At 57.0% G+C, this 19,455-nt stretch carries 21 protein-coding genes and 1 pseudogene; 1 reads left to right on the top strand and 21 read right to left on the bottom strand.

Translation table 11 applies throughout. The features are described from left to right. Positions 1-56: 56 nt before the first annotated feature. The 20 genes and pseudogenes from fhuE to AC1MKH_RS19980 all read right to left on the bottom strand — a co-directional run bounded on the left by fhuE (position 57) and on the right by AC1MKH_RS19980 (position 18,865). Positions 57-2,261: a ferric-rhodotorulic acid/ferric-coprogen receptor FhuE gene (gene fhuE / locus AC1MKH_RS20075; RefSeq protein ID WP_327622014.1), complete on the bottom strand. Its 2,205-nt coding sequence runs from the start codon at positions 2,259-2,261 to the stop codon at positions 57-59. A 237-nt stretch (positions 2,262-2,498) separates the two neighbouring features. Continuing rightward, a complete protein-coding gene (locus AC1MKH_RS20070) occupies positions 2,499-3,698 on the bottom strand; it encodes a multidrug effflux MFS transporter (RefSeq protein WP_276224544.1) in 1,200 nt (399 codons plus the stop codon). A gap of 488 nt (positions 3,699-4,186) precedes the next feature. Continuing rightward, positions 4,187-4,654 carry a DUF1398 family protein gene (locus AC1MKH_RS20065; RefSeq protein WP_149463321.1) on the bottom strand — a complete coding sequence of 156 codons (468 nt, stop codon included), beginning with the start codon at positions 4,652-4,654 and terminating at the stop codon, positions 4,187-4,189. A 263-nt stretch (positions 4,655-4,917) separates the two neighbouring features. Next, the gene (acpT, locus tag AC1MKH_RS20060) at positions 4,918-5,442 is read right to left on the bottom strand and encodes a 4'-phosphopantetheinyl transferase AcpT (RefSeq protein ID WP_276224548.1); all 525 of its coding nucleotides are present in this window, start codon (positions 5,440-5,442) and stop codon (positions 4,918-4,920) included. A gap of 2 nt (positions 5,443-5,444) precedes the next feature. Further along, positions 5,445-6,645, bottom strand: a pseudogene (locus AC1MKH_RS20055) (beta-ketoacyl-ACP synthase). Next, on the bottom strand, positions 6,642-7,373 hold the full coding sequence (locus tag AC1MKH_RS20050) for a 3-ketoacyl-ACP reductase FabG2 (RefSeq protein ID WP_276224550.1): 732 nt from the start codon (positions 7,371-7,373) through the stop codon (positions 6,642-6,644). Before AC1MKH_RS20050 ends, AC1MKH_RS20055 begins: the two are co-directional and overlap by 4 nt. Next, positions 7,370-7,846, bottom strand: coding sequence for a hotdog family protein (locus AC1MKH_RS20045; protein ID WP_276224552.1), 477 nt, complete (start codon positions 7,844-7,846; stop codon positions 7,370-7,372). The genes AC1MKH_RS20050 and AC1MKH_RS20045 overlap by 4 nt, the downstream gene beginning before the upstream one ends. After that, the gene (locus AC1MKH_RS20040; RefSeq protein ID WP_276224553.1) at positions 7,843-8,997 is read right to left on the bottom strand and encodes a beta-ketoacyl-[acyl-carrier-protein] synthase family protein; all 1,155 of its coding nucleotides are present in this window, start codon (positions 8,995-8,997) and stop codon (positions 7,843-7,845) included. The genes AC1MKH_RS20045 and AC1MKH_RS20040 overlap by 4 nt, the downstream gene beginning before the upstream one ends. Before the next feature lies 1 nt (position 8,998). Continuing rightward, positions 8,999-9,574, bottom strand: coding sequence for a DUF3261 domain-containing protein (locus tag AC1MKH_RS20035; RefSeq protein ID WP_276224567.1), 576 nt, complete (start codon positions 9,572-9,574; stop codon positions 8,999-9,001). Next, a complete protein-coding gene (locus AC1MKH_RS20030; RefSeq protein ID WP_276224554.1) occupies positions 9,574-11,895 on the bottom strand; it encodes an MMPL family transporter in 2,322 nt (773 codons plus the stop codon). Before AC1MKH_RS20030 ends, AC1MKH_RS20035 begins: the two co-directional genes overlap by 1 nt. Beyond that, the gene (locus AC1MKH_RS20025) at positions 11,864-12,469 is read right to left on the bottom strand and encodes an outer membrane lipoprotein carrier protein LolA (protein WP_276224555.1); all 606 of its coding nucleotides are present in this window, start codon (positions 12,467-12,469) and stop codon (positions 11,864-11,866) included. Before AC1MKH_RS20025 ends, AC1MKH_RS20030 begins: the two co-directional genes overlap by 32 nt. Next, positions 12,466-12,888: an acyl-CoA thioesterase gene (locus tag AC1MKH_RS20020; protein ID WP_149463330.1), complete on the bottom strand. Its 423-nt coding sequence runs from the start codon at positions 12,886-12,888 to the stop codon at positions 12,466-12,468. The genes AC1MKH_RS20025 and AC1MKH_RS20020 overlap by 4 nt, the downstream gene beginning before the upstream one ends. Before the next feature lie 3 nt (positions 12,889-12,891). After that, the gene (locus AC1MKH_RS20015; protein WP_276224556.1) at positions 12,892-14,568 is read right to left on the bottom strand and encodes a glycosyltransferase family 2 protein; all 1,677 of its coding nucleotides are present in this window, start codon (positions 14,566-14,568) and stop codon (positions 12,892-12,894) included. Continuing rightward, positions 14,559-14,912, bottom strand: a complete 354-nt coding sequence (locus AC1MKH_RS20010) for an ApeI family dehydratase (protein ID WP_276224568.1) — start codon at positions 14,910-14,912, stop codon at positions 14,559-14,561. Before AC1MKH_RS20010 ends, AC1MKH_RS20015 begins: the two co-directional genes overlap by 10 nt. Then, positions 14,899-16,257 (bottom strand): class I adenylate-forming enzyme family protein, encoded by a 1,359-nt coding sequence (locus tag AC1MKH_RS20005; protein ID WP_276224569.1) that lies wholly within the window; start codon positions 16,255-16,257, stop codon positions 14,899-14,901. Before AC1MKH_RS20005 ends, AC1MKH_RS20010 begins: the two co-directional genes overlap by 14 nt. After that, positions 16,254-16,823, bottom strand: a complete 570-nt coding sequence (locus tag AC1MKH_RS20000; RefSeq protein WP_327622013.1) for a COG4648 family protein — start codon at positions 16,821-16,823, stop codon at positions 16,254-16,256. Before AC1MKH_RS20000 ends, AC1MKH_RS20005 begins: the two co-directional genes overlap by 4 nt. 6 nt (positions 16,824-16,829) lie before the next feature. Next, positions 16,830-17,081 carry an acyl carrier protein gene (locus tag AC1MKH_RS19995; RefSeq protein ID WP_015963162.1) on the bottom strand — a complete coding sequence of 84 codons (252 nt, stop codon included), beginning with the start codon at positions 17,079-17,081 and terminating at the stop codon, positions 16,830-16,832. A gap of 12 nt (positions 17,082-17,093) precedes the next feature. Beyond that, complete coding sequence (locus tag AC1MKH_RS19990) at positions 17,094-17,351, bottom strand: phosphopantetheine-binding protein (RefSeq protein WP_015963163.1); 258 nt, start codon at positions 17,349-17,351, stop codon at positions 17,094-17,096. Positions 17,352-17,375: 24 nt separating this feature from the next. After that, positions 17,376-18,146 carry a lysophospholipid acyltransferase family protein gene (locus AC1MKH_RS19985; protein WP_276224558.1) on the bottom strand — a complete coding sequence of 257 codons (771 nt, stop codon included), beginning with the start codon at positions 18,144-18,146 and terminating at the stop codon, positions 17,376-17,378. Next, positions 18,143-18,865 carry a beta-ketoacyl synthase chain length factor gene (locus AC1MKH_RS19980; RefSeq protein ID WP_276224559.1) on the bottom strand — a complete coding sequence of 241 codons (723 nt, stop codon included), beginning with the start codon at positions 18,863-18,865 and terminating at the stop codon, positions 18,143-18,145. Before AC1MKH_RS19980 ends, AC1MKH_RS19985 begins: the two co-directional genes overlap by 4 nt. On the opposite strand from AC1MKH_RS19980, the gene AC1MKH_RS19975 reads away from it, so the two are divergent. Next, positions 18,843-19,274, top strand: a complete 432-nt coding sequence (locus AC1MKH_RS19975; protein WP_276224570.1) for a hypothetical protein — start codon at positions 18,843-18,845, stop codon at positions 19,272-19,274. The two genes, AC1MKH_RS19980 and AC1MKH_RS19975, sit on opposite strands and share 23 nt — an antisense overlap. Here the strand turns inward: AC1MKH_RS19975 and AC1MKH_RS19970 are convergent. Then, positions 19,188-19,364 (bottom strand): YnfU family zinc-binding protein, encoded by a 177-nt coding sequence (locus tag AC1MKH_RS19970; RefSeq protein WP_276224560.1) that lies wholly within the window; start codon positions 19,362-19,364, stop codon positions 19,188-19,190. The two genes, AC1MKH_RS19975 and AC1MKH_RS19970, sit on opposite strands and share 87 nt — an antisense overlap. Positions 19,365-19,455: the final 91 nt, after the last annotated feature.

Raw genomic sequence — 19,455 nt, 5'->3', positions numbered from 1 at the left:
GGCGGCGGAAATTCAGAAGAAGGAAAAACGGCACCGGGCGGTGCCGTTGAGGGAGATCAGAAGTTATAGGTGCCGCTGACCGAGAAGTTACGCGGTGCGCCGTACACGCCGTAAGTGCCCAGATAGTCGTAATATTCTTTGTCGAACAGGTTGTTCAGGTTGGCCTGAAGGGCAAAGTTTTTGGTGACCTGATAGCGGCTGAAGAGATCGACCACCGCATAACCGCCCTGTTTAATACGCGTATCACCGTTCGGCCCGGCAATGTCCTGCCAGGTTTTATTCTGCCAGCGTACGCCACCGCCGACTGCCAGTTCAGGCAACATTGGCAGCTGATAGCGGGTAAACAGTTTCGCCGTAGTGCGTGGTTGCTCCGGGTTCACTGCCACGCCGTCACCGTCTTCTGCGATGTAGCGGGATGCGCCGAAGGTGAGCTGCCAGCGGTCGGTCAGCGCGCCGTTAATCTCAAATTCCACGCCTTTACTCACGGTACCATCGACTGATTTATACGCCGTCTGGCCGCCGGAGCCAGGAATGGTCTGCCCGGTGCTGACGGCAACTTTATCCTGCTCGGTACGGAATACGGCAAGCGTCGCGGTCAGGCGGGTGTTAAACCAGTCACCTTTCACGCCCGCTTCATAGCTCTTACCAGTGGTTGGATCGAGGAACTCGCTGTTAGCGTTACGCTTGCTGGTTGGCTGGAAGATGGAGGTGTAGCTGGCATAGGCCGACCACTCATCATTGATGTCATATACCAGGCCTGCATATGGCGTGACGTCATCGAATTTGCTGTCGCGGGTTTCATCCGGTTTGCGCTCCAGATTGTAATGAGCGCTCCATTCCGTCCAGCGCACGCCGAGGATCAGGTTCAGCGGGTCAGCAAGCGAAAGACGCGTCGCGGTGTAGAGCGATTTCTGGCGGATGATATCGCGCTGATACAGCGCCCAGTCAGACCACTCCGGATACGCCAGTTTGCCGTCATAGTTGTGAATATTACCGACATCCATTAACCCGTAGTTATCGGTAACTGGATACGAGTTATCGTAGTTGTTGCGCTGACGACTGTAGCTGCCGCCGAACATTATCTGGTGCTGGCGGCCAAACAGTTCATAACCACCGCGCACAAAGGCGTCCACGGAGTCCTGTTTACGCTCGCCGCGGTTCCAGCCGCCCCACGCGCCCTGGTACAGTGCGCCATTATACAGGCCGGTATTTTTATCCGGGAAGCCATCGATATACATCAGGCGGCTGTCGAAATTGGTTTCCGCGTGCATGGCGTTCACCTTCGCCTCCCAACCGTTGTCAAAACGTTGTGTCAGGTTGGCAAATACGCGTGAGGTATCTTCATTGGAGTAGGTCCAGTCGGCGGCGGTATTAAATTCGCGGCGGAAATCGGTGCGGCTGCCGTCGCTCCACAGGGAAGGGAAACCGCCCCAGGTTGGGCTGTCTTCTTCGCTCTTCTGGTAATCGTAGGCCAGCGAGAGGGTGGTGGAGTCTGTGATATCGGCATCCACGACGCCGGTGATGAATTTTTTGCGGTAGTGATTGTGCTCAAGCCAGCTGTCGTTGTCCTGATACCCGGCAATCACGCGGCCACGCACGTCACCGGACTCAGTCAGCGGGGCTTGTAAATCCAGCACATAACGTTGTTTATCCCAGCTACCGTAGGTTGCGGAAGCCGAGCCTTTAAACTCACGGCTATCGGCGTGCTTACGTACCATGTTGACGTACGCCGATGGGTTGCCCGTGCCACTCATCAAACCGGCAGCGCCACACACTACCTCGATGCTCTCAAAAATCGCCGTATCGCCCGCTGTGTCGCCAAAATTCCAGCGATCGTCGAGGAACGTCGGCATATCGTCGAAGGCAAAGTTACTGACGAAGAAACCGCGTGAGAAAATATTAGTACGGTGGCTGTCGATGCGGGAAACGCTGACACCGGTGGTGTTATCCAGCACCTCTTCAATTGAATTCAGCTCCTGATCTTTCATTCGCTGCTGGCTGATAACGCTGACCGACTGCGGGATATCGCGCTGCACCAGCAGCATTTTGGTGCCGGTGGTGGTGGTTTTAACGCTGTAATCCTGGTCCTGACCTTCGTCACCCGGTGTGGTGCTCTCTTCCACCACAATGGTGTCATCGCTGTTCGCAGCGGCGGCAAATGACAGTGCAGGCGTGAACGCCATCGCCACGGAGAGGGCGAGTAAAGAAGGGGAACATCCGAGCGTACGACGCGTTTCCCGGGTCTGATAAGTGAAAGACATGATAAACCCTTAAGTGTGTTTGAGGGACTGCCCGACAGCGATACATTGCCGCGCCAGGGATTGTTTTTTTAGTTAATCAATGAGCATAAAAATGCGAATGAGAAATATACGCATTAGTGTTTTAGATGTAAATGGATGTAAGCGGATTTTATGGAACCGCTTTCACATAAGGGGCGGGTAGGGGGCATATTAAAACCACGACAGCACTGACGCAGAAATGCTTCGCTACAGAGCCAACTAGGGATGATGAACAGGAAGCCTGACTCTGACCACCATCCCCGCACTCAGCAACGTAAACAACGCAATAATCCACCCCATTGTCCACGGGGTGCCGTCGCTGAACAGCGCCAGAAGCAGCGAGGAGATAATTCCGCTGCCGTACTGCAATGCACCAATCAGCGCTGATGCGGAACCTGCTGCGTGTGGCGCGCTATCCAGCGCAGCGGCTGTTGCGGTGGCGGCGATAATGCCGTTCATCGAGAAGAAAACAAACACCGTTGCGACAATCGTTATGACGCCGCCGAGGTTGAGTTTTGTCCCCTCCGCCAGCGCGAGGGCGGCAAGGGTGGCAACACTGACTGCGCGTTTTAGCAGCGTCTCCAGCGGGTAGCGTTGCACCAGGCGACGGTTCACCGCGCTCATGCTCATCACTCCGACGATATTAATGGCGAACAGCCAGCCATAGTGCTGTGGGTCGATATGAAACCAGCTGATATAAACGAACGGTGAGCCGGTAATAAAGGCGTAAGCGGCGACGTAATAAAACGTCAGGCTTAGGGTAAATCGCATAAAACTACGATTCGAAAGCAGTGTGTAATAGGTTTCGAATGCGCCGCGTACAGAGGCTTTTACGCGTCGCTCTGGCGGTAATGTTTCCGGTAGCCAATAGAGTGAACAGAGCATCAGTACGCCGATAACGGCCAGTAGCCAGAAAATGGCATGCCAGGACGCGAATTTAATCATCTGCCCGCCAAGCAGCGGCCCGACAATGGGCGCGATCGCCATCACGATGGTCAGGGTTGAAAGCATCTGCGCGGCACGCGTACGGCTGAAGAGATCGCGGATCATCGCACGTGCCAGCATCGGCCCGGTACAGGCCCCCAGCGCCTGGAATACGCGCCAGAAAACGATCTGCGTAATATCGGTAGACAGTGCGCAGCCCATCGAACCAATGACAAACAGCACCATCCCAATCACCAGCGGAATGCGACGGCCAAGATGATCGCTAATCGGCCCCCAAATAAGCTGAGCGATGCAGAAACCGACCAAAAAACCGGTAATCGTTAGCTCGACGTTGCCCTGTAACTCATTCGCCATGACGGGCATTGCAGGAAGATAAATATCGGTGGAGAGGGAGGTAAACGCCATCAGGGCGCTCAGAATAAGAATAAAAACCAGCCCGGTTGTTTTTACCGGTTGGCGTTGTGCGTGACTCATAATTTTCCGTTCGACAGAAGTGAGAGAGTAAGGATATCGGAAAGCTATTGGTTAATAATCCCTCTCCAGCGGATAGCCTTTATGAGGCGAAATCATAAATCACGTAAGTGTAGAAATTTATGCTGCCTTCAGGCTGATGTCGACATCTCCTCTCGAGGCTTACGATTACGCTTGAGGATGCCAGGCGCTGAATCAGTGCCAATTCTTCTCAACCTGCGTTGGGCGAAGTAACAGAAAATAACCAGGCGTAATTATTATTACGTATATCCTGATGTGCATTATTTGTTATAGAATATCGCCTGATGACATTTTTATCAGGCGATTTTTATATTTATCCCTTATCGTCTGGCGCAAAAAAGGAAAGTTGCGATGGAAATGAGCCAGGGAGGTTCAATGAAAATGGTTTCGTTAATTACGTTATCGTGTGCGGGTATTTGGCTTATCTTGCATGGGCTCTGGATGTGGTTGCCCCTACGATAATCACGCGGTTAATTATAACGCCATACGCGTTCATTACTAATAACGGGCGTTATCTCTTCGCAGAAAATCACTTTGTCAGATAAGCCGACATATTTTCGCGTCATCTGTTTTATATCGACAATCCACTTATATACCCCGGCGCTGGCCACCAGAGAACAATACTCTTCATAGCCTATTTCACCTGCGAAATGGCGGCGTGACGCTGCGCGAATGAGGTCTTCATTGGCCCGCAGATTGACGCGTTTGAGGCTGTACTCGCCTTCTATAATACGAATACAACCGTCGTTATCGACCAGATTGACGTTCCCGGTAGAGACGAAATGAACGTAGAAAACGATGTTCTGTTTTTCGAGTTCTTTGATCAGTTCATGCAGCGTTATCTGCGTTCGAGCCTCAGAAAATAGAGTGCGTAAAATAATCTGTGCCTCAATAATAATGATTGCAATAGTTACAATAATGCTAATTAAAGTAAGCAAAGGTAACTATCTTCTAACAGAGAGCCACTATACGGGCAAAACGAATCCATAGACAATTGAAATTTGTGTTATCTCTATCACAAAAAATGATTATACCAAATTTCATGTTTCCGCTTTGTTTCTTTAATTCATATTCCTGATGGAATATATCAACATCATTAATACATATGATCGATTTTTGATCTAATTTAGGTATTATATATCATCGAATATTATGATAATACTTTAGTGGTGTATTATTTATCAGAGTGATATTCACGTTATTATTTAACAATGAAATCGTTTTCCTGCGCTGAAACGGGCGTCGGGGTACACAGCGTCACGATTCGATTTTCAGACCAACGGAGTTGGGCTAAAAACAGCGGTGTGGGCAAGCAACTGTCGAAATCGGCGATGCGCCAGATCTGGCTGCCTGCCTGTTTAAGCATCGCCTCTTTGCGCGTCCAGATTTGCCAGAACGCGACGAGCTTATCTTCCGCCGCTGCAATCTGCGCCTGTTCACCGGGGCTGAATACCGATTCAACAATACGCTGGCTATTTTTACGCGGGCGTATGACCTCAATATCGCAACCCACCTCGCCCTCGTCGCTCAGCAGCAGCACAATGTCATCGCCGCTGTGGCTGATGTTAAACCACAGCGGATACCCACGAACAAAGCCGGGTTTGCCGTTATGGTTGCGAATAATCTCTGGCAGCACGGCGGGGAAAATCGCCCGTTCAAGCAGCGCGCGTCCCGCAGCCTGAGCGTCGATGTAGTCCGATACCTTTCCGCGCAGCAGGCGATACATGCTTATGCCCAGCGCTTAATGACCAGCGAGGTGTTGATCCCGCCGAAAGCGAAGTTATTGCTTTGCAGATATTCGCAGTCAATGTGACGCGCTTCGCCCATGATGTAATCCAGCGCGCCGCAGGCTTCATCGGGCTGTGTCAGGTTAATGGTCGGTGCGAACCAGCCTTCGCGCATCATCTGTAAGCTCATCCACGCCTCCAGCGCGCCGCAGGCTCCCAGCGTATGGCCGAAATAACTTTTCAGCGAGGAGATCGGCGTGGTATCACCGAAGATCGCCGCGATCGGTGGCCGTACCGTGTGCGGAGATATAGCCAATCTGCTGAGCGCCAATACCCGCCATCTGCAACGCCTGCTCCATGCAAATTTGCATCGTATCGCGCTGCGGTTGGGTGATATGCGCGGCATCGCAGTTGGTGGCGAAGCCGACGATTTCGCCGTAGATGGTCGCCCCACGCGCCTTCGCGTGTTCCAGTTCTTCCAGAATCAGCGTACCCGCGCCTTCGCCAATCACCAGCCCGTCGCGCGTCTGGTCGAACGGTGAGGGCGTTGTTTTCGGCTGATCGTTACGCTGGCTGGTGGCAAAAAGCGTATCGAAAACGGCGGCTTCCGAGGGGCAAAGTTCTTCTGCGCCGCCCGCGACCATCACGGTTTGATAACCGTGGCGAATCGCTTCCCAGGCGTAGCCAATCGCCTGGCTACCGGAAGTGCAGGCGCTGGAGGTGGGAATGACCCGCCCGCGCAGGCCGAAGAACAGCCCGGTATTCACCGCCGTGGTGTGCGGCATCATCTGCACGTAGGTGGTGCCGGTAATATTATTGGTATGCTTTTCGGTCAGCATGGTGGCGAATTCGCTCACCGGGCCGGTGCTGCCGGTCGATGAACCATAGGCGATACCGGTCTGGCCGTTGGTCAGAACCGGGTCGTCAATCAGTCCGGCCTGCTCCAGCGCCAGTTCAGTGGCGCGGGTAGAAAGCAACGACACGCGACCCATGGCGCGGATGCGCTTGCGGGTGTAGTGAGCGGGCAGCGTGAAGTCATCGATGGGCGCGCCCAGTAGGGTATGCAGGCCAGCGTAGACCTGCCACTCCGGCATATGCCGCACGGCGTTTTCATAACCCAACAGGCCGCGCGATACGTCCTGCCAGTTTTCGCCGAAAGCGGTGACGCCGCCCATGCCCGTGATCACGACACGACGTGTCATAACATGCCTCCGTTGATCGAAATCACCTGCCGGGTGACGTAGCCCGCGATGTCCGACATTAAATAACTCGCCAGCCCGGCGACCTCTTCGGCCTGACCCATGCGTTTCATTGGGATCATCGCCATGGCATCTTTCAGCGCGGCCTCTTCCATTGCAACCATTCCGGTATCAATCAACCCCGGAGCGATACAGTTGACGGTGATTTTGCGCTTTGCGAGTTCAATTGCCAACGCTTTGGTGGCCCCGATGATCCCCGCTTTGGCGGCGCTGTAGTTCACCTGTCCGCGGTTGCCCATCACGCCGGAAACGGAGGAAAGCGTAATGATTCGCCCGCCTTTACGCGCGCTAATCATGGGCATGATGCAGGGGTGAATCACGTTGTAGAAGCTGTCGAGGTTAGTGTGAATAACCGAATCCCAGTCCTCTTCGCTCAGCGCCGGGAATGCGCCGTCACGGGTAATTCCGGCGTTGCTCACCACGCCGTACCACGCGCCGTTTTCGGCCATATCCTCTTCAAGCACCGCTAAGCACTGGGCGCGATCGCCCACATCAAAGCGCAGCAATCGCCCTTTACCGCCAGCCAGTTCAATGGCAGCCAGCGTTTCGCGTGCGCCGGGCTCATCCTGATGATAGTGAACACCAAGGGTAAAGCCATCAGCGGCCAGCTGAATGGCGATGGCGCGGCCAATGCCTTTGCTGGCGCCGGTAACCAGAACGGAACGACTCATGCGCTTTCTCCCTGCTGAAACAGCGACGTTAACTCTTCGGTCGACGGCTGGAATGTGTTGACGCGGCCCGTGGCGACGACGGTGTTATTAATCATTATTGTGCATTCAAAACTGCCGAAACGGCTGTCGCGCATCAGCAGGTGGGCGTGAATATCCAGCGTGGCGTGTGCCGGAAAATAACCCGCCGCGCACACCAGTTCACGTGCGCCGAGGACCATGCCCAGCGTCAGTTGTTGCTCGCCATCATCCTGACGGTGCCAGCCGGACCAGACGCCGACCGTCTGCGCCATCAGCTCCAGCGCGTACCAGCCGGGCAGGTTGCCCGACGCATCAAGAAACGGTGCCAGCACGCCCGCAGGATTAACCGACACCTGGCACTGAACGTCGTTTTCGCCGACGGCGGAAACCTGTTCAAGCAGTAGCATCGGCGCGTCGTGCGGCAAATAGTCCGCTGGCGGTAAGTAGTGACTCATGAACATCGTCCTAACAAAATACTGGTGTTGTTGCCGCCAAAGGCGAAAGAGTTGGAAAGAATCACCGGGCGCGCCAGCGGCGCGGCATTGTGAAGCAGGCCGCAGGGCAGCAGCGTGTCATCGACGGGCATTTGGCTGAAGTCCTGCGGTGGCAGCGGCAGGTTATGCTGCAAAATCAACATGGCAATACCTGCTTCGGTGATACCCGCCGCGCCTAATGTATGCCCGGTAAGATGCTTCGTGGAGCTACAGGGAACCGTATCACCGAAGATATGATTCACCACCTGCGATTCAATTTTGTCATTCAGCGGCGTGGCGGTGCCGTGCATATTGATGTAGCCCACGTCCTGCGGCGCGAGTTCGGCCTCTTTCAGCGCCTGAAGAATTGCGCGAATTGCGCCTTCGCCTTCAGGATGCGGAGCTGACATATGCCACGCATCGCTCGATTCGCCGACGCCCAGCAGCGCGATTGGCTGCGGCTCGCGGGTCAGCAGCATCAGCCCCGCGCCTTCTCCGATGGTAATGCCGCTGCGATCGCGACCAAAAGGCTGGCAGCGCGAGGCTGAGAGCGACTCCAGGCTGTTAAAGCCGTTAATCGGCATCCGGCTCAAGGTGTCCGCGCCGCCAACAATTGCCACATCCGCTAAACCCGCTTCAATCAGACGGCGACCGCTAATGATCGCGCGCGCACTGGATGAACAGGCGGTGGAGAGGGTAAATGCCGGGCCATCGAGCGCCAGCCAGTGGCTGAGGAATCGCGACGGATCGCCCAGTTCCTGCTGTGCGTAGCGCCACCGGGGATGTTGCTGGCTGACATGTTTATCGCCTTCGTCCAGCCCGGACGTGCTGGTGCCCATCACCACGGCAACGCGCTCGCGCCCATACCGGGCAATCGCGTCATCCACCTGCGGCTGGATTTGCGCCAGCGCCGCCAGCAGGAGCTGATTATTGCGGCTGTGATGTTCGGCAAAGGTGTCCGGAATGACGGGCAGTTCCGCCTCCACGCCGCCAAAAACGGCATCTGAATTGCCCTGCAACCAGCCCGCACGGGCACGCATGCCCGGCGCGATTCCGCGCGTCAGGTTCGCGGCGACCTCAAGCGCGTTGTTACCCAGCGCGTTAATCATGCCCACGGCAGAGATATAAATCATATCAGTCATCCAGGTATTGAATGGTGATGTGGTATTTGAAGGCGTGCTGCTCAATGCTGACCGGCTCGCGTTTGCCTTTGCGCGTCAGGTAGGTTATCTCCGTTACCGTTTCGCCACGGGCGTTACGCAGCGCGCGTTTGTCGCCTGCGTCGGTGAGCGTCCAGCCTTTCGGCAACTGCGGCTGCCACGCGCTAATCGGCAGATAGCTGAGCATCACATCAGCCAGTACCTGGCTTGCGGGCGGCAATTGCGGTACGACGATGTTTTGTTCCGTGCGCAGGCCTTTTTCATCATAGGTCAGCAGGAACAGACGTATCCCCAGCGACGATAGCCCGGCGAGGGTAATTTTGTGTTCATCGGCATCCAGCATCACCATTAATGATTGGGTTTTGCCGTTGAAGGTGCCGGTCAAAAGCTGCTGCGACGTAAAAGCGGGCGTCATGCCCGCTTCAGGCAGCGTCACGCGCGCTCCCGGCTGCAGCCAGGCGGTGGGGCGAGTGCCATCATGATCGTGGCTACAGCCCGCAAGCAGTAGCGCGGTTGCCAGCGCAAGGGCGCGCCAGGCGTTGCGTATCATCATCGTTTTTCTCTTTTTTTCGTTGGCATCGCCAGCGGCGACAGTAGCCAGGCAGTGAAGATACCGCAGACCAGGACAATCCCAAAACTGCTAATGGCCTGGGTGCTGCTGAAGACCAGCATGCCCAGGGTCAACAAGGTGGTCATCATTGCAAACGTGATGGCGAGCAGCGACGTCAGCGGCGTGCCGCGCGGGTTGCTGAAGAACAGGGTGTAGTTAATGCCGATACCCAATACCAGCACCAGCGCCAACAGTGAGAAGAGGTTGACGCTGTGCCCGCTAAAGGAGAGCGCCGCCAGCCCGCAGCCCAGTGAGAGCAATGAAGGAAGCAAACTGATTAATCCCTTGCGCCAGCCCATTCGTACGACGGCGCCAATCGCGATAGCCGCCAGCGCCACGCCGAGCAGCAGCGTTAATACCGTGCGGTACAGCCCGAACAGCGCATCGAAACTCTGTTTTCTGTCAACCCAGGCCACGCCGGTGTGTTGTTCCTCCAACGCCTTTAACGCCGCGCTATCTTTCACGCCGTCTACGGGAATGAGCACGCCGCTGACGCCATGCGGCAGCGTCAACCACATCAAGCGCCAGCCTTCGCTGACAGGGCTTGCCAGCCAGTCGGCCACGTTCACCGGCATTGCGCGAAGGTCGGGCTTCACGTCAGGTAGCCCCGCCCGCTGCAGTGCCTGGCCGATTGCGGGCGCGGCGTGATTAAGTAGCGCCAAATCCTGCGACTGACGCGCCTGTGAATTGAGCGGAATCGTGCGATAACGGGCGAGTAAGCCTTGCTGGCGAGCGTTATCCAGATGCGCGGTAAATGCTTCCATGCGCGTCAGCGTCTGCTCTGGCGAGTCGCCGTAGACCACAAACCATTTCTGATCGACGTTCTGCCCGGTGAGCTGCGTGATCTGCTTTTCCTGTTCCAGCAGATGTGGCGGCAGCGCCTGCAATTGGGCGATATCATCGTTAACGTGAAGTGTGGAAAGGCCGATCAGCGAAACCACGGTCAGCGCGACGGGCAGGCCGTAAATCAGGGCGTTATTGCGTCGCCACAGGGCGAGCCAGCGCAGCAGCAGGCCGAGCATCGGCACCGGGCGCACCGGCAGCCCGCGGCACAGCCACGGATGCCAGAACACCACCGTCAGGCAGGACGCGCTCAGCCCCACGGCGGCAAAGATTGCCATCTGGCGAATGCCGGGGAAGGGGGCGAGCATCATAATCAGATAGGCGACAACCGTGGTCAGCAGCGCCAGCAGCAGCGCTTTTCGCACTTTGGCAAGGCTTTGCCACGGCGAGTTTTCCGCGCCGTGCACCATCCGTTCGGTCAGATAATAGAGCGTGTAGTCGGCAGAGATACCGATGATGCTCATGCTCATCACCAGCGTCATCAGATGCAGTTCGCCAAACAGCAGCAGCGTCACCGTGGTACCCGTCAGCGCGCCAATGCCGATGGAGAGCAGGCTCAACAGCAGCGGACGCAGCGAGCGGAACACCAGCACAATCAGTAGCAGCACGCCGAATACCGTTGCCGCGCCGAGCGTCGAGATATCGCGTTTCGCCTGCTGGCTGGCGTAATCGCTGTACAGCACCGTGCCGCGCGATAACACCTGCGCCTGGGGGAAGCGTGTTTTAAGCCGGGCTTCGGCGGCGGTCAGTTCCTGCACCAGTTGGTGGGTTTGCTGCATATCAAACGCGTCGCTTTGCAGCTCACCGTGTAACAGATACCAGTAGTTACCGTCTTTATCCTGCGTTGCCAGCCAGCCGTCCATCAGGCGTAAGCGCTGGCTGCTTTGCATTAACGCCAGTTGCGAACCGCGCGTCAGCATGAAGGGATCGTTTTGCAGTTCTTTGCCGCTGACGCCGGAAAAGGCGGAGTAGAGCTGCGAGAGGACCCACTGCGCCTGCGCCTCGCCGCCGTTTTGCAGGCGAGCGCGGGTGGCGCTGTCTACCATGCCGTTACGATGCTGCCAGTAAAACGCGCCCCAGTCCTGCTGGCTTTTGGCATCCATCGGGCCCTTCACCTGTGCCAGCGCCGGGGTGCTTTTCAGTTGATCGAACCACGCCAGCGCGACGTGGGGATCGGGCGTTTTACCGGGGCTGACCAGCCACATCATTTGCTTATCAAGGCGCGAGATAAAACCGTCGTTCAGCGCGGGTGGAATGTTGCCCAACGCCTGTTTTGGTAACATCGCCAGCACGCTGCTGTTCATCCTCGCACCGGGTAACAGCGCCAGCAGCGTACCCAGCAGAATCAGGCAAAAAACAGCCCAGATGAGCGCCGGACGGCGGGCGTTATTGGGCGCTAAAACGTTGTTGTTCGTCATGGGTCAGGGTGGCTGGCGTCAGGCGGTGTTGTGAGAGGGCGATATCGGTGCGGTCACCCTGTTGATCGTTCAACTGGATCGTTTCGAGAAACTGCTGCCCGCTCAGGTCGATAGAGGCAAAAATCTTATCCAGCGGCGAGGTAATGGGCGTCAGGCGCAGCGCCCAGCGGTTATCGCCTTTGTCCTGAAGGTTGATGCGGAAGTTTTGTTCCAGCACCCGGCGATCGGCCTGGAATAAGGCGCGCAGCAGATGATTGAGCTGGAACATCTGCGGGTTATTCTCAGCGGTGATCACCTGCGGCGGCTGGCCGTTAACCTGCTGTACCATGCGGGTGTCGGTAAGCATCAGCTGCATGGGGAACGGCGTTTTCTGATCCCACAGTAAGCCGTTGTCGCGGGCAATCAGCATCTCGCCCTGGGAACGCAGCGGCTGCGGCATCGTTTTAATGGTGCGGGTTTGCTCGAAGTGGGCGCGCACAATCGGCTGTTCGGTAAAACGCTGTTGCAGGGTGTCCAGCGTCACGGCGTGCACCCACGGCGCAATCAACAGGAAAATAAGCGGCAGGAGTTTCATGGCGCGACTCCCATACGTTCAAAAAGGATAGCCGGGCTGACGAAGCACATCTCTTTGCTGGCTTCCTCAACCGCCACCTGGATGGTGTAGCCGGTGGTGGTGCGCTTGCCGCTTTCGGCGTCGAAAATCTGGTAGGCAATGCGCAGTCGATTTTCATACTCTTCCAGATGCGCCCGCACGCGGATACGCTGCTCGAAGGTCAGGGCATCGCGATATTTGACGCGCGTATCCACCACTGGCCAGACATAGCCTGACGCTTTCATCTGGCGATAGCCGTAGTCGAACTGGTTGAGTAGCGCTTCGCGGGCGATTTCGAAATAACGGAAATAATTGCCGTGCCACACCACGCCCATCGCATCGACGTCATGAAACGGGATGGTGAGTTCAACCTCAGTGGTAAAGCGGGGATCGTTAAGCACCCTTTACTCCTTATTGGCTGCGTCGGGCAGCCGCCAGAAATCAAAAAAGTTAAACCAGTCCAGCGGCGCCAGAAGCGCATAATGCTCCAGCCGCTGTGCATAGCGGTCTACTGCCTGCTGAAGCGCCGCCTGGCGCTCTGCGCGCGGCAGCAGCAACGGGGTGGCGAACGGTTCGCAATGAATGTGTAATTGGCCCTGCTGTTTCAGTGCGAAAATCAGTAAGGTCGGGCAGCGCAGCAGCGCGGCGAGAATAAACGGCCCCTGCGGGAACGGCGCGGGCTGGCCCATAAAGCGGCTCCAGATAACGCGCCAGTCGCCGCCGCGCTGACGGTTAACGGCAATGCGATCGCCGACGATCGCCACCCATTCGCCGCGATCCAGTTTCTCTTTCAGCAGCATGGCGGTATCCGGGCCGATGTCGGTGACCGGCATCAGGTTCAGCCCGGCCTGCGGCGCCATTTCCTGCATGATCTGCTTAAATCGCTGGGCGTTTTCACTGAACACCAGCGCGTTGATCACCCGGCCTTCCTCGCGCTGCGCCAGCGCCCGACAGGCTTCCACATCGCCAAGATGCGACGCCAGCAGCAATTTGCCCCGCGGTTCATGCATCGCCAGCGCCGCTTCCGCGCCGGGGGAAAACACCACCTCGTGGCCAAAACGCAGCTCCCCGCGCCAGCTGGCGACTTTATCGAGCATCGCCTCGCCAAAGCGCAGAAAGTGGCGATAGCTGCTCAGCGGCCTGGCGTTCGGCTGCTGTTGATGTACGCGTGCGAGCCACTGCTGCGAGGCGCGTCGTTCAGCCCCTGCAATCAGCCAGTACACTGCCACCACCGGTTTCAGCAGCAGCGAAAATGCGCCACGCCCCAGCAGTTGCCAGACACGCAGCATCAGGCGCATGCCCCATAATCCCTTTACCTCTTTTTGCTCCGCCCAGTGCACATTGCGACGGCGAAACAGCAGCGACGGAATACGCGGCAGCATGCCGAAGAAAAGGCGGGTGTGCATCCATGAGATGCGCACGTTGTCTTTCAACGCATCGAAATGGGAAAGCCCATCCTGCGGGTAGGTGACGCGCGTTGGCAGAAAATAGCTGCGATGGCCCTGCCAGTAGAGACGCACCATCACTTCGGTATCGAAATCCATTCGCTGGCCAAGCGGCACACGCTGTGCAAGTTGCAGCGTCGGCGTAATCGGATAAACGCGAAAACCGCACATGCTGTCTTTAAGCTGCAATGACAGGGTTTCAATCCACACCCAGACGTGGGTTATCCAGCGGCCATACAGGCGTGAGCGGGGGATGGAGTCATCGTAAATCGGCTGACCCGAGATCAGCGCCTCGGGATGTTGCTGCGAAAGTGCGAGCAGCGCCGGGATATCTTCAATCGCGTGCTGCCCGTCGGCATCAACCTGCACCGCATGGCTGAAACCCGCGCGCGCCGCCTCTTCCAGCCCGCGGATCACCGCCGCGCCTTTCCCCGCATTGTGCGGCTGGCGAATGAGCGTGACGCTGGGGTGATTGTCGGCAAGCGTGCATAATTCACGCCGGGTAGCGTCGTCGCTGCCATCGTCGACGAGGATAATGGGCAGGGCAAACGGCGCAAGACGCGTCAGTACCCGCGCCATCATCGCGCCGTGGTTGTAGCAGGGGATCACCACGCAGGGCGTGAAGGTTAGCGGCATAAACGGATTTTCCCGCTGCTGGTGGTGTGGCGCGCGTCACCGTCGTGGCGCTGGTAGCAGAAGGCGAGTATCTGGCGCGATGCCTGCCAGGTCAGCGTTAAGGTGATGCGGTTGTCCGGCAGTAGCGGCGCCTGGAATTTCACGTTTTGAATACTGTGAAAGCGATAGTCAGGCGTCAGTAAACGGCTGGCATAGTGCATGACCCAATCCAGTTGTGCGACACCCGGCAATAGCGGCTGGACGGCAAAGTGGCCTTGAAACCAGAACAGCGTGGCGGGCAGGTGCAGGACAATCTCCGCCTCGCCCGCGCCCGTGTGCTGGCAGGAAATTTCATCGGGCGTCATGGTCATGAAAGTACTCCTGTAATTGCGCATCGATGCGCTTATTCATTGTATTCACTGGAATAACATCTACCACGCGCCAAAAGCGGGGAAGGGCAACGGGCTCCAGCCACGGGCGCAGCGCCTGACGCCACGCCTGCTCCCGTTTGCGGCTCGCGCGCTGCCAGGCCTGGCGTGCATCATCAGTAAGCACTAACAGCACGCCGACACTCTGCCGCGTGCCGCGTGTAAGCAGTATGGCTGCGGCATCGCGCACGCCCTCCAGCGATAACACGCGCTGTTCGACTTCCGCCAGCGAGACCCGTTTTTCGGCGATTTTGACCACCCGACCGCGCCGCCCAAGCAGATGAAAGTGGTTATCCGCAGTGAAGCGTAGCGCGTCTTCCAGCAGTAGCCCGGCGGGCTCGGCAATCAGCGGCGACATCACGCGCCACTCGTTGCTCTCTGCCGTGAACGTCACGCCGGAGAAGGTCTGCCAGGCGATCTCCTCCGCATTGCGTTGCCGCCACGCAAGTACGCCCGTTTCACTACTGCCGTAAATTTCGTCGGGCCAGACGTTTAGCCAGCGAAACGCGTGCTGCGCATCCTGCCAGTGCAGCATACCGCCCGCGGTTATCACCATGGCGACATCAGGGGCCGTCAGCCGCGCATCCAGATGCTTCAGAAACGCCGGGCTACTGATGAACAGATAACGCTGCTGCGCATCGAGCGCGGCCAGTTGTTCAGGCCAGGCAAGGATGTCGGCATGCAGCGGCAGGCCCAATGACATTGGCAGAAAAATGCGGAAAGTCAGGCCGTAGAGATGCTGCGGCGAGACGGAAGCGACCACCCGACAATCGGCCAGTCGCCCGGCAAAGCGCGCGGCCAGCAGGGCGGATTCTGCATCCAGCGCCACCAGGCTTTTGTGAATACGTTTGGGCTGCCCGGTGGAGCCGGAGGTAAAAAGCTCCAGTCCCGCATCATCGGGTATGGCGGGAAGCGATTGTGCATCGCCACGGGCGTGGGTATTGATGATGCGTAAAGGGCCATCCCAGCTCAGAGGGCCATCGCTTAAGACGCCGTCGAACAGCGCTCGTTGTTCCTCAAGTAGCGCGGGGCGAGCGTGGCCCGGCAACACCGGCGTTTTTCCGGCATGCAGCGTCGCCAGCAGGGCAACAAGAAACAGATAGCTCTCTTCCAGACACAGCGCCCAGCGCTGACCCTTCTGCGTTTGCAGCCACGCGCAGTGCGCGGCCACGTCGTTACGCAGTTGGCACAGCGTCCAGTGGCGATCGCCAGACCAGGCGACAGGGGTGGTATCGGGGCGTTCGGCACTCAGCCAGCGGGATAACGGGCGCGGCGCGTTCATGCGGTTTCTCGCTTCATCACCCGGCGGCGCACCAGCCATTCACCGGCCATCAGCGCGCCCATCAGCAGGTAGGCGATCATTCCGTTCCACGCGCTCCATAGCGCCATATCGCCAATCTGCGCGGTGATCAGGGCAACGCTGCCGTTGAGAATAAAAAAGCCGCACCAGATTTGCGTCACGCGCCGCGTGTAGCGCACACCTTTCTCAGAGAGTTGGGGATATTGCAGGCGTGCCAGCCGTTCAACCAGCGGCATCGCGCTGAACAGCGAACTGCCAAACAGGGCGAGCATGATGCCATTGACCGCCACAGGCCAGTAGAGCAACAACTGATGCGTTCCCAGCAGCGCGCTGGCAAGGCAGAGCGCCAGCCCGGCTAGCGCGACGCTTTGCATCACCCGGCGCATCGGCCCGGCGTTGTCCTGCGCCTGACGCAGACGAAGCAGCAGAACGACCGCCAGCGTGGGCAGCAGCCATTGCAGGCCGTTATGCGCCAGGCCAAACCAGACCAAAAATGGCCAGGACAGCAGCACACACGCGGTGATTATCTTGAGGAGCGGTAAACGCACGAAAAATCAGGCTTCCCGCAGCAGGCGCTCGACGGCGTCAACAACATCCTGCACGGTGCGCACGGCTTTGAACTCTTCCGGCTTAATTTTTTTGCCGGTCTTCTTCTGCAACTGGACGATCATATCCACAGCATCAATGCTATCGAGTTCAAGATCTTCATACAGACGCGCCTCGGGGGTGATTGCCGCCGGGTCGACTTCGAACAGTTTTACCAGCAGGGAAGTGACTTCCTGATAGACAGCAGTTTGGTCGGTCATGATGGCATCTCCTCAGGCGCGTTGGGATTGAATGAAGGCAGCGAGCGTTGCCACCGAATAGAAATGCTGACGCATCGCTTCATTTTCAGCAGAAAGCACAATGCCATACTGGTTTTTTACCGCCAGCCCCAGCTCCAGCGCATCAATAGAATCCAGGCCTAAGCCGTCGCCGAACAGGGCCGCATCGGTATCGATGTCGTCCACGCTCAGTTCGTCCAGATTCAATGTGTTAATGATGAGATGTTTAATCTCAGAATAGAGCTCTTGCATCGTTAATTCCTGCACAATGATGTTTTAACAAAATAATTGTAATTTCTGTAAAAGATGCCGGTTTAGCGCACGCGCGGCCAGCGCCGGTTCTTGCTTATTCGCGGTAATAAAGTCGTTAATACAGATTCGTTCCTGAACGATAACCTCAAACTGCGGCGTCGTCTCCGGGACGTGATACCACGGGCGCTGCTTATCCAGCAGGTGCTCGCTACAGCGTATGCTCACCAGGCGTAAGTCGCGTTCGCAGCGCACCGCAATATTGGCGGCGCCGCGCTGGAGAGTCATGGTTTCGCCGTGGCGAGTACGCGTGCCTTCCGGGAAAATGACCAGCGTGTCGCCGCGCTGCAAACGGGCCTGGCTTTCGGCCAGCAGTCGTTCTGCCTCGCTGTTTACCAGATAATCTGCTGCGCGGATCACGCCGCTGACAAACGGGTTCTTCAACAGTGCGCTCTTTACCAGACAGTCTGTTTCCGGCATCACCGAGGCCAGCAGCACATAATCAATTAGCGTCGGATGATTTGCCACCACCAGGCAACCGCGCGCCTGACGTAAAATATCGGCACCCTGCACGCGATAGCGCAGCACCCCCGTCACGCTGGCGAACCCCAAAAAAGCGCGGAAGCTGGCCGAAATACTGCGGCGCGCCAGGCGACGGCGTTTGTCGTCATCGCGTATGACCAACAGCAGCAGGTTAAACCAGCACAGCGAGAGCAGCAGGCCGCCCAGACCAAACAGCGCAAAACACAGTACGGTCATCAGTAATCGCCAAAGGTGATTGATGCGCCTGGCGATCATGTCTGGCTCCAGCTCCAGCGTAACCGTTCGCCTTCAAGGGCGAAATGGGCTGTGCGGCCCAGGTAATGCTGTAAAAATTGCAGGCTTTGCGGCAGCGCGGGCTCTTCTTTCGTTCCGCCCGGCTCGGTGATGCACTGAACCTGGTCACCCGCCTCAATCACCAGCGCTGTCGCAAAGGCCCAGGCAGGCATCTGCGCGGGTAATGAGGCACGGTAAAAATCTGGCAGCGTACCGTCAAAATCGACCATTAAAATACGCTGGTGGCCCGCCTGTAGCAGGCACATTACCTCGCATAAGCCTTGCAGGAACGTGTCGCGCCCGGCGCTCAGCGATGAAGAGACAATCGGCTGCTTTGCGGCGATGGTGAGATTTCCAACCGCCGCGTTATGCACTGACATTGCGAAATCGGTCGGTGAAATAGCTTCGTCGCTCGCCAGCGCGCTAAGGATACGGTAATTACGCTCCAGCTCGCCGTGGCGACTGGTATACAGCACGGCATCAATGGCATGGCGACGCAGCAGGGTAAGGCCACACTCTACGGCCAGCTTGCTACCCGAACTCAGGCGGCGCGCGGTCATCATCGACAATTCAACCAGTTTCTCCTGCGGGCTGGCAGGGTCAATGGCATAAGGCGATTGCGCCCATGACAGCCACTGGTCAGCCTCGCCCAGTCCAGGCGCTCGGGCGATCCAGTCGATGATGTTGAATGCTAATTTCATTAACGCGCGTCCGCGAATCAATAGTTATGATGATAAGCCTGCAATATTGTACAGGGTTGTGGTAGCGCAAGCGAAAATATATGCCAAGCCAGCAATAGCGCAGGCTGAGGCCCATTTCGATAACGTATTTTTAATATTTTTTACGCCAGGATGTTTCTTAATTAGCGGGCATAAAATAGATGCTTTCTCTACGTATTCGGTAATCCGCCCGCACAACGGGCGTGGATATGTGCATCAGGTTGACACACGAGCGTGCTGTGCGGGAGGCACGGGCTTTCTCCTGGAACGTGATGAATTACGTCATAGAGAGCCGATAGAGAGATTATTCGCTCTGAACTTTACTTTCAGAAGGGATAAAGAGGGTGCTGCAGAATGGGCAAATCAGGTTTTTACTTTTGTAGACGCGTGAGGCGCTGTGCTCGGCGGTTTTACTGCATTTCGGGCAAGGGATCTTGACCAGGAATGAACTTGTTTTCGTACGTTTAGGGGTATGAGCCATAAATATTTCCTATGTTTTTTGGAGCGCATACCATACACCCGGAAGGCCAGTATCCTTAGCGTTTTATGCTGAATCGAATAAATAAGTCGAA

This window comes from Pseudocitrobacter sp. CD920760, from assembly GCF_057782505.1.
The sequence above is the reverse complement of the archived record's forward strand: the minus strand, read 5'-3'. Positions and strand labels throughout refer to the sequence as shown.

Bases quoted from the DNA above. Each gene is read 5' to 3' on its own strand.
- fhuE (WP_327622014.1), bottom strand. From the start codon at position 2,261: ATGTCTTTCACTTATCAGACCCGGGAAACGCGTCGTACGCTCGGATGT.
- AC1MKH_RS20070 (WP_276224544.1), bottom strand. From the start codon at position 3,698: ATGAGTCACGCACAACGCCAACCGGTAAAAACAACCGGGCTGGTTTTT.
- acpT (WP_276224548.1), bottom strand. From the start codon at position 5,442: ATGTATCGCCTGCTGCGCGGAAAGGTATCGGACTACATCGACGCTCAG.
- AC1MKH_RS20050 (WP_276224550.1), bottom strand. From the start codon at position 7,373: ATGAGTCGTTCCGTTCTGGTTACCGGCGCCAGCAAAGGCATTGGCCGC.
- AC1MKH_RS20045 (WP_276224552.1), bottom strand. From the start codon at position 7,846: ATGAGTCACTACTTACCGCCAGCGGACTATTTGCCGCACGACGCGCCG.
- AC1MKH_RS20040 (WP_276224553.1), bottom strand. From the start codon at position 8,997: ATGATTTATATCTCTGCCGTGGGCATGATTAACGCGCTGGGTAACAAC.
- AC1MKH_RS20035 (WP_276224567.1), bottom strand. From the start codon at position 9,574: ATGATACGCAACGCCTGGCGCGCCCTTGCGCTGGCAACCGCGCTACTG.
- AC1MKH_RS20030 (WP_276224554.1), bottom strand. From the start codon at position 11,895: ATGACGAACAACAACGTTTTAGCGCCCAATAACGCCCGCCGTCCGGCG.
- AC1MKH_RS20025 (WP_276224555.1), bottom strand. From the start codon at position 12,469: ATGAAACTCCTGCCGCTTATTTTCCTGTTGATTGCGCCGTGGGTGCAC.
- AC1MKH_RS20015 (WP_276224556.1), bottom strand. From the start codon at position 14,568: ATGCCGCTAACCTTCACGCCCTGCGTGGTGATCCCCTGCTACAACCAC.
- AC1MKH_RS20010 (WP_276224568.1), bottom strand. From the start codon at position 14,912: ATGACGCCCGATGAAATTTCCTGCCAGCACACGGGCGCGGGCGAGGCG.
- AC1MKH_RS20005 (WP_276224569.1), bottom strand. From the start codon at position 16,257: ATGAACGCGCCGCGCCCGTTATCCCGCTGGCTGAGTGCCGAACGCCCC.
- AC1MKH_RS19995 (WP_015963162.1), bottom strand. From the start codon at position 17,081: ATGACCGACCAAACTGCTGTCTATCAGGAAGTCACTTCCCTGCTGGTA.
- AC1MKH_RS19990 (WP_015963163.1), bottom strand. From the start codon at position 17,351: ATGCAAGAGCTCTATTCTGAGATTAAACATCTCATCATTAACACATTG.
- AC1MKH_RS19985 (WP_276224558.1), bottom strand. From the start codon at position 18,146: ATGATCGCCAGGCGCATCAATCACCTTTGGCGATTACTGATGACCGTA.
- AC1MKH_RS19975 (WP_276224570.1), top strand. From the start codon at position 18,843: ATGATGTTGAATGCTAATTTCATTAACGCGCGTCCGCGAATCAATAGT.
- AC1MKH_RS19980 (WP_276224559.1), bottom strand. From the start codon at position 18,865: ATGAAATTAGCATTCAACATCATCGACTGGATCGCCCGAGCGCCTGGA.
- AC1MKH_RS19970 (WP_276224560.1), bottom strand. From the start codon at position 19,364: ATGGCTCATACCCCTAAACGTACGAAAACAAGTTCATTCCTGGTCAAG.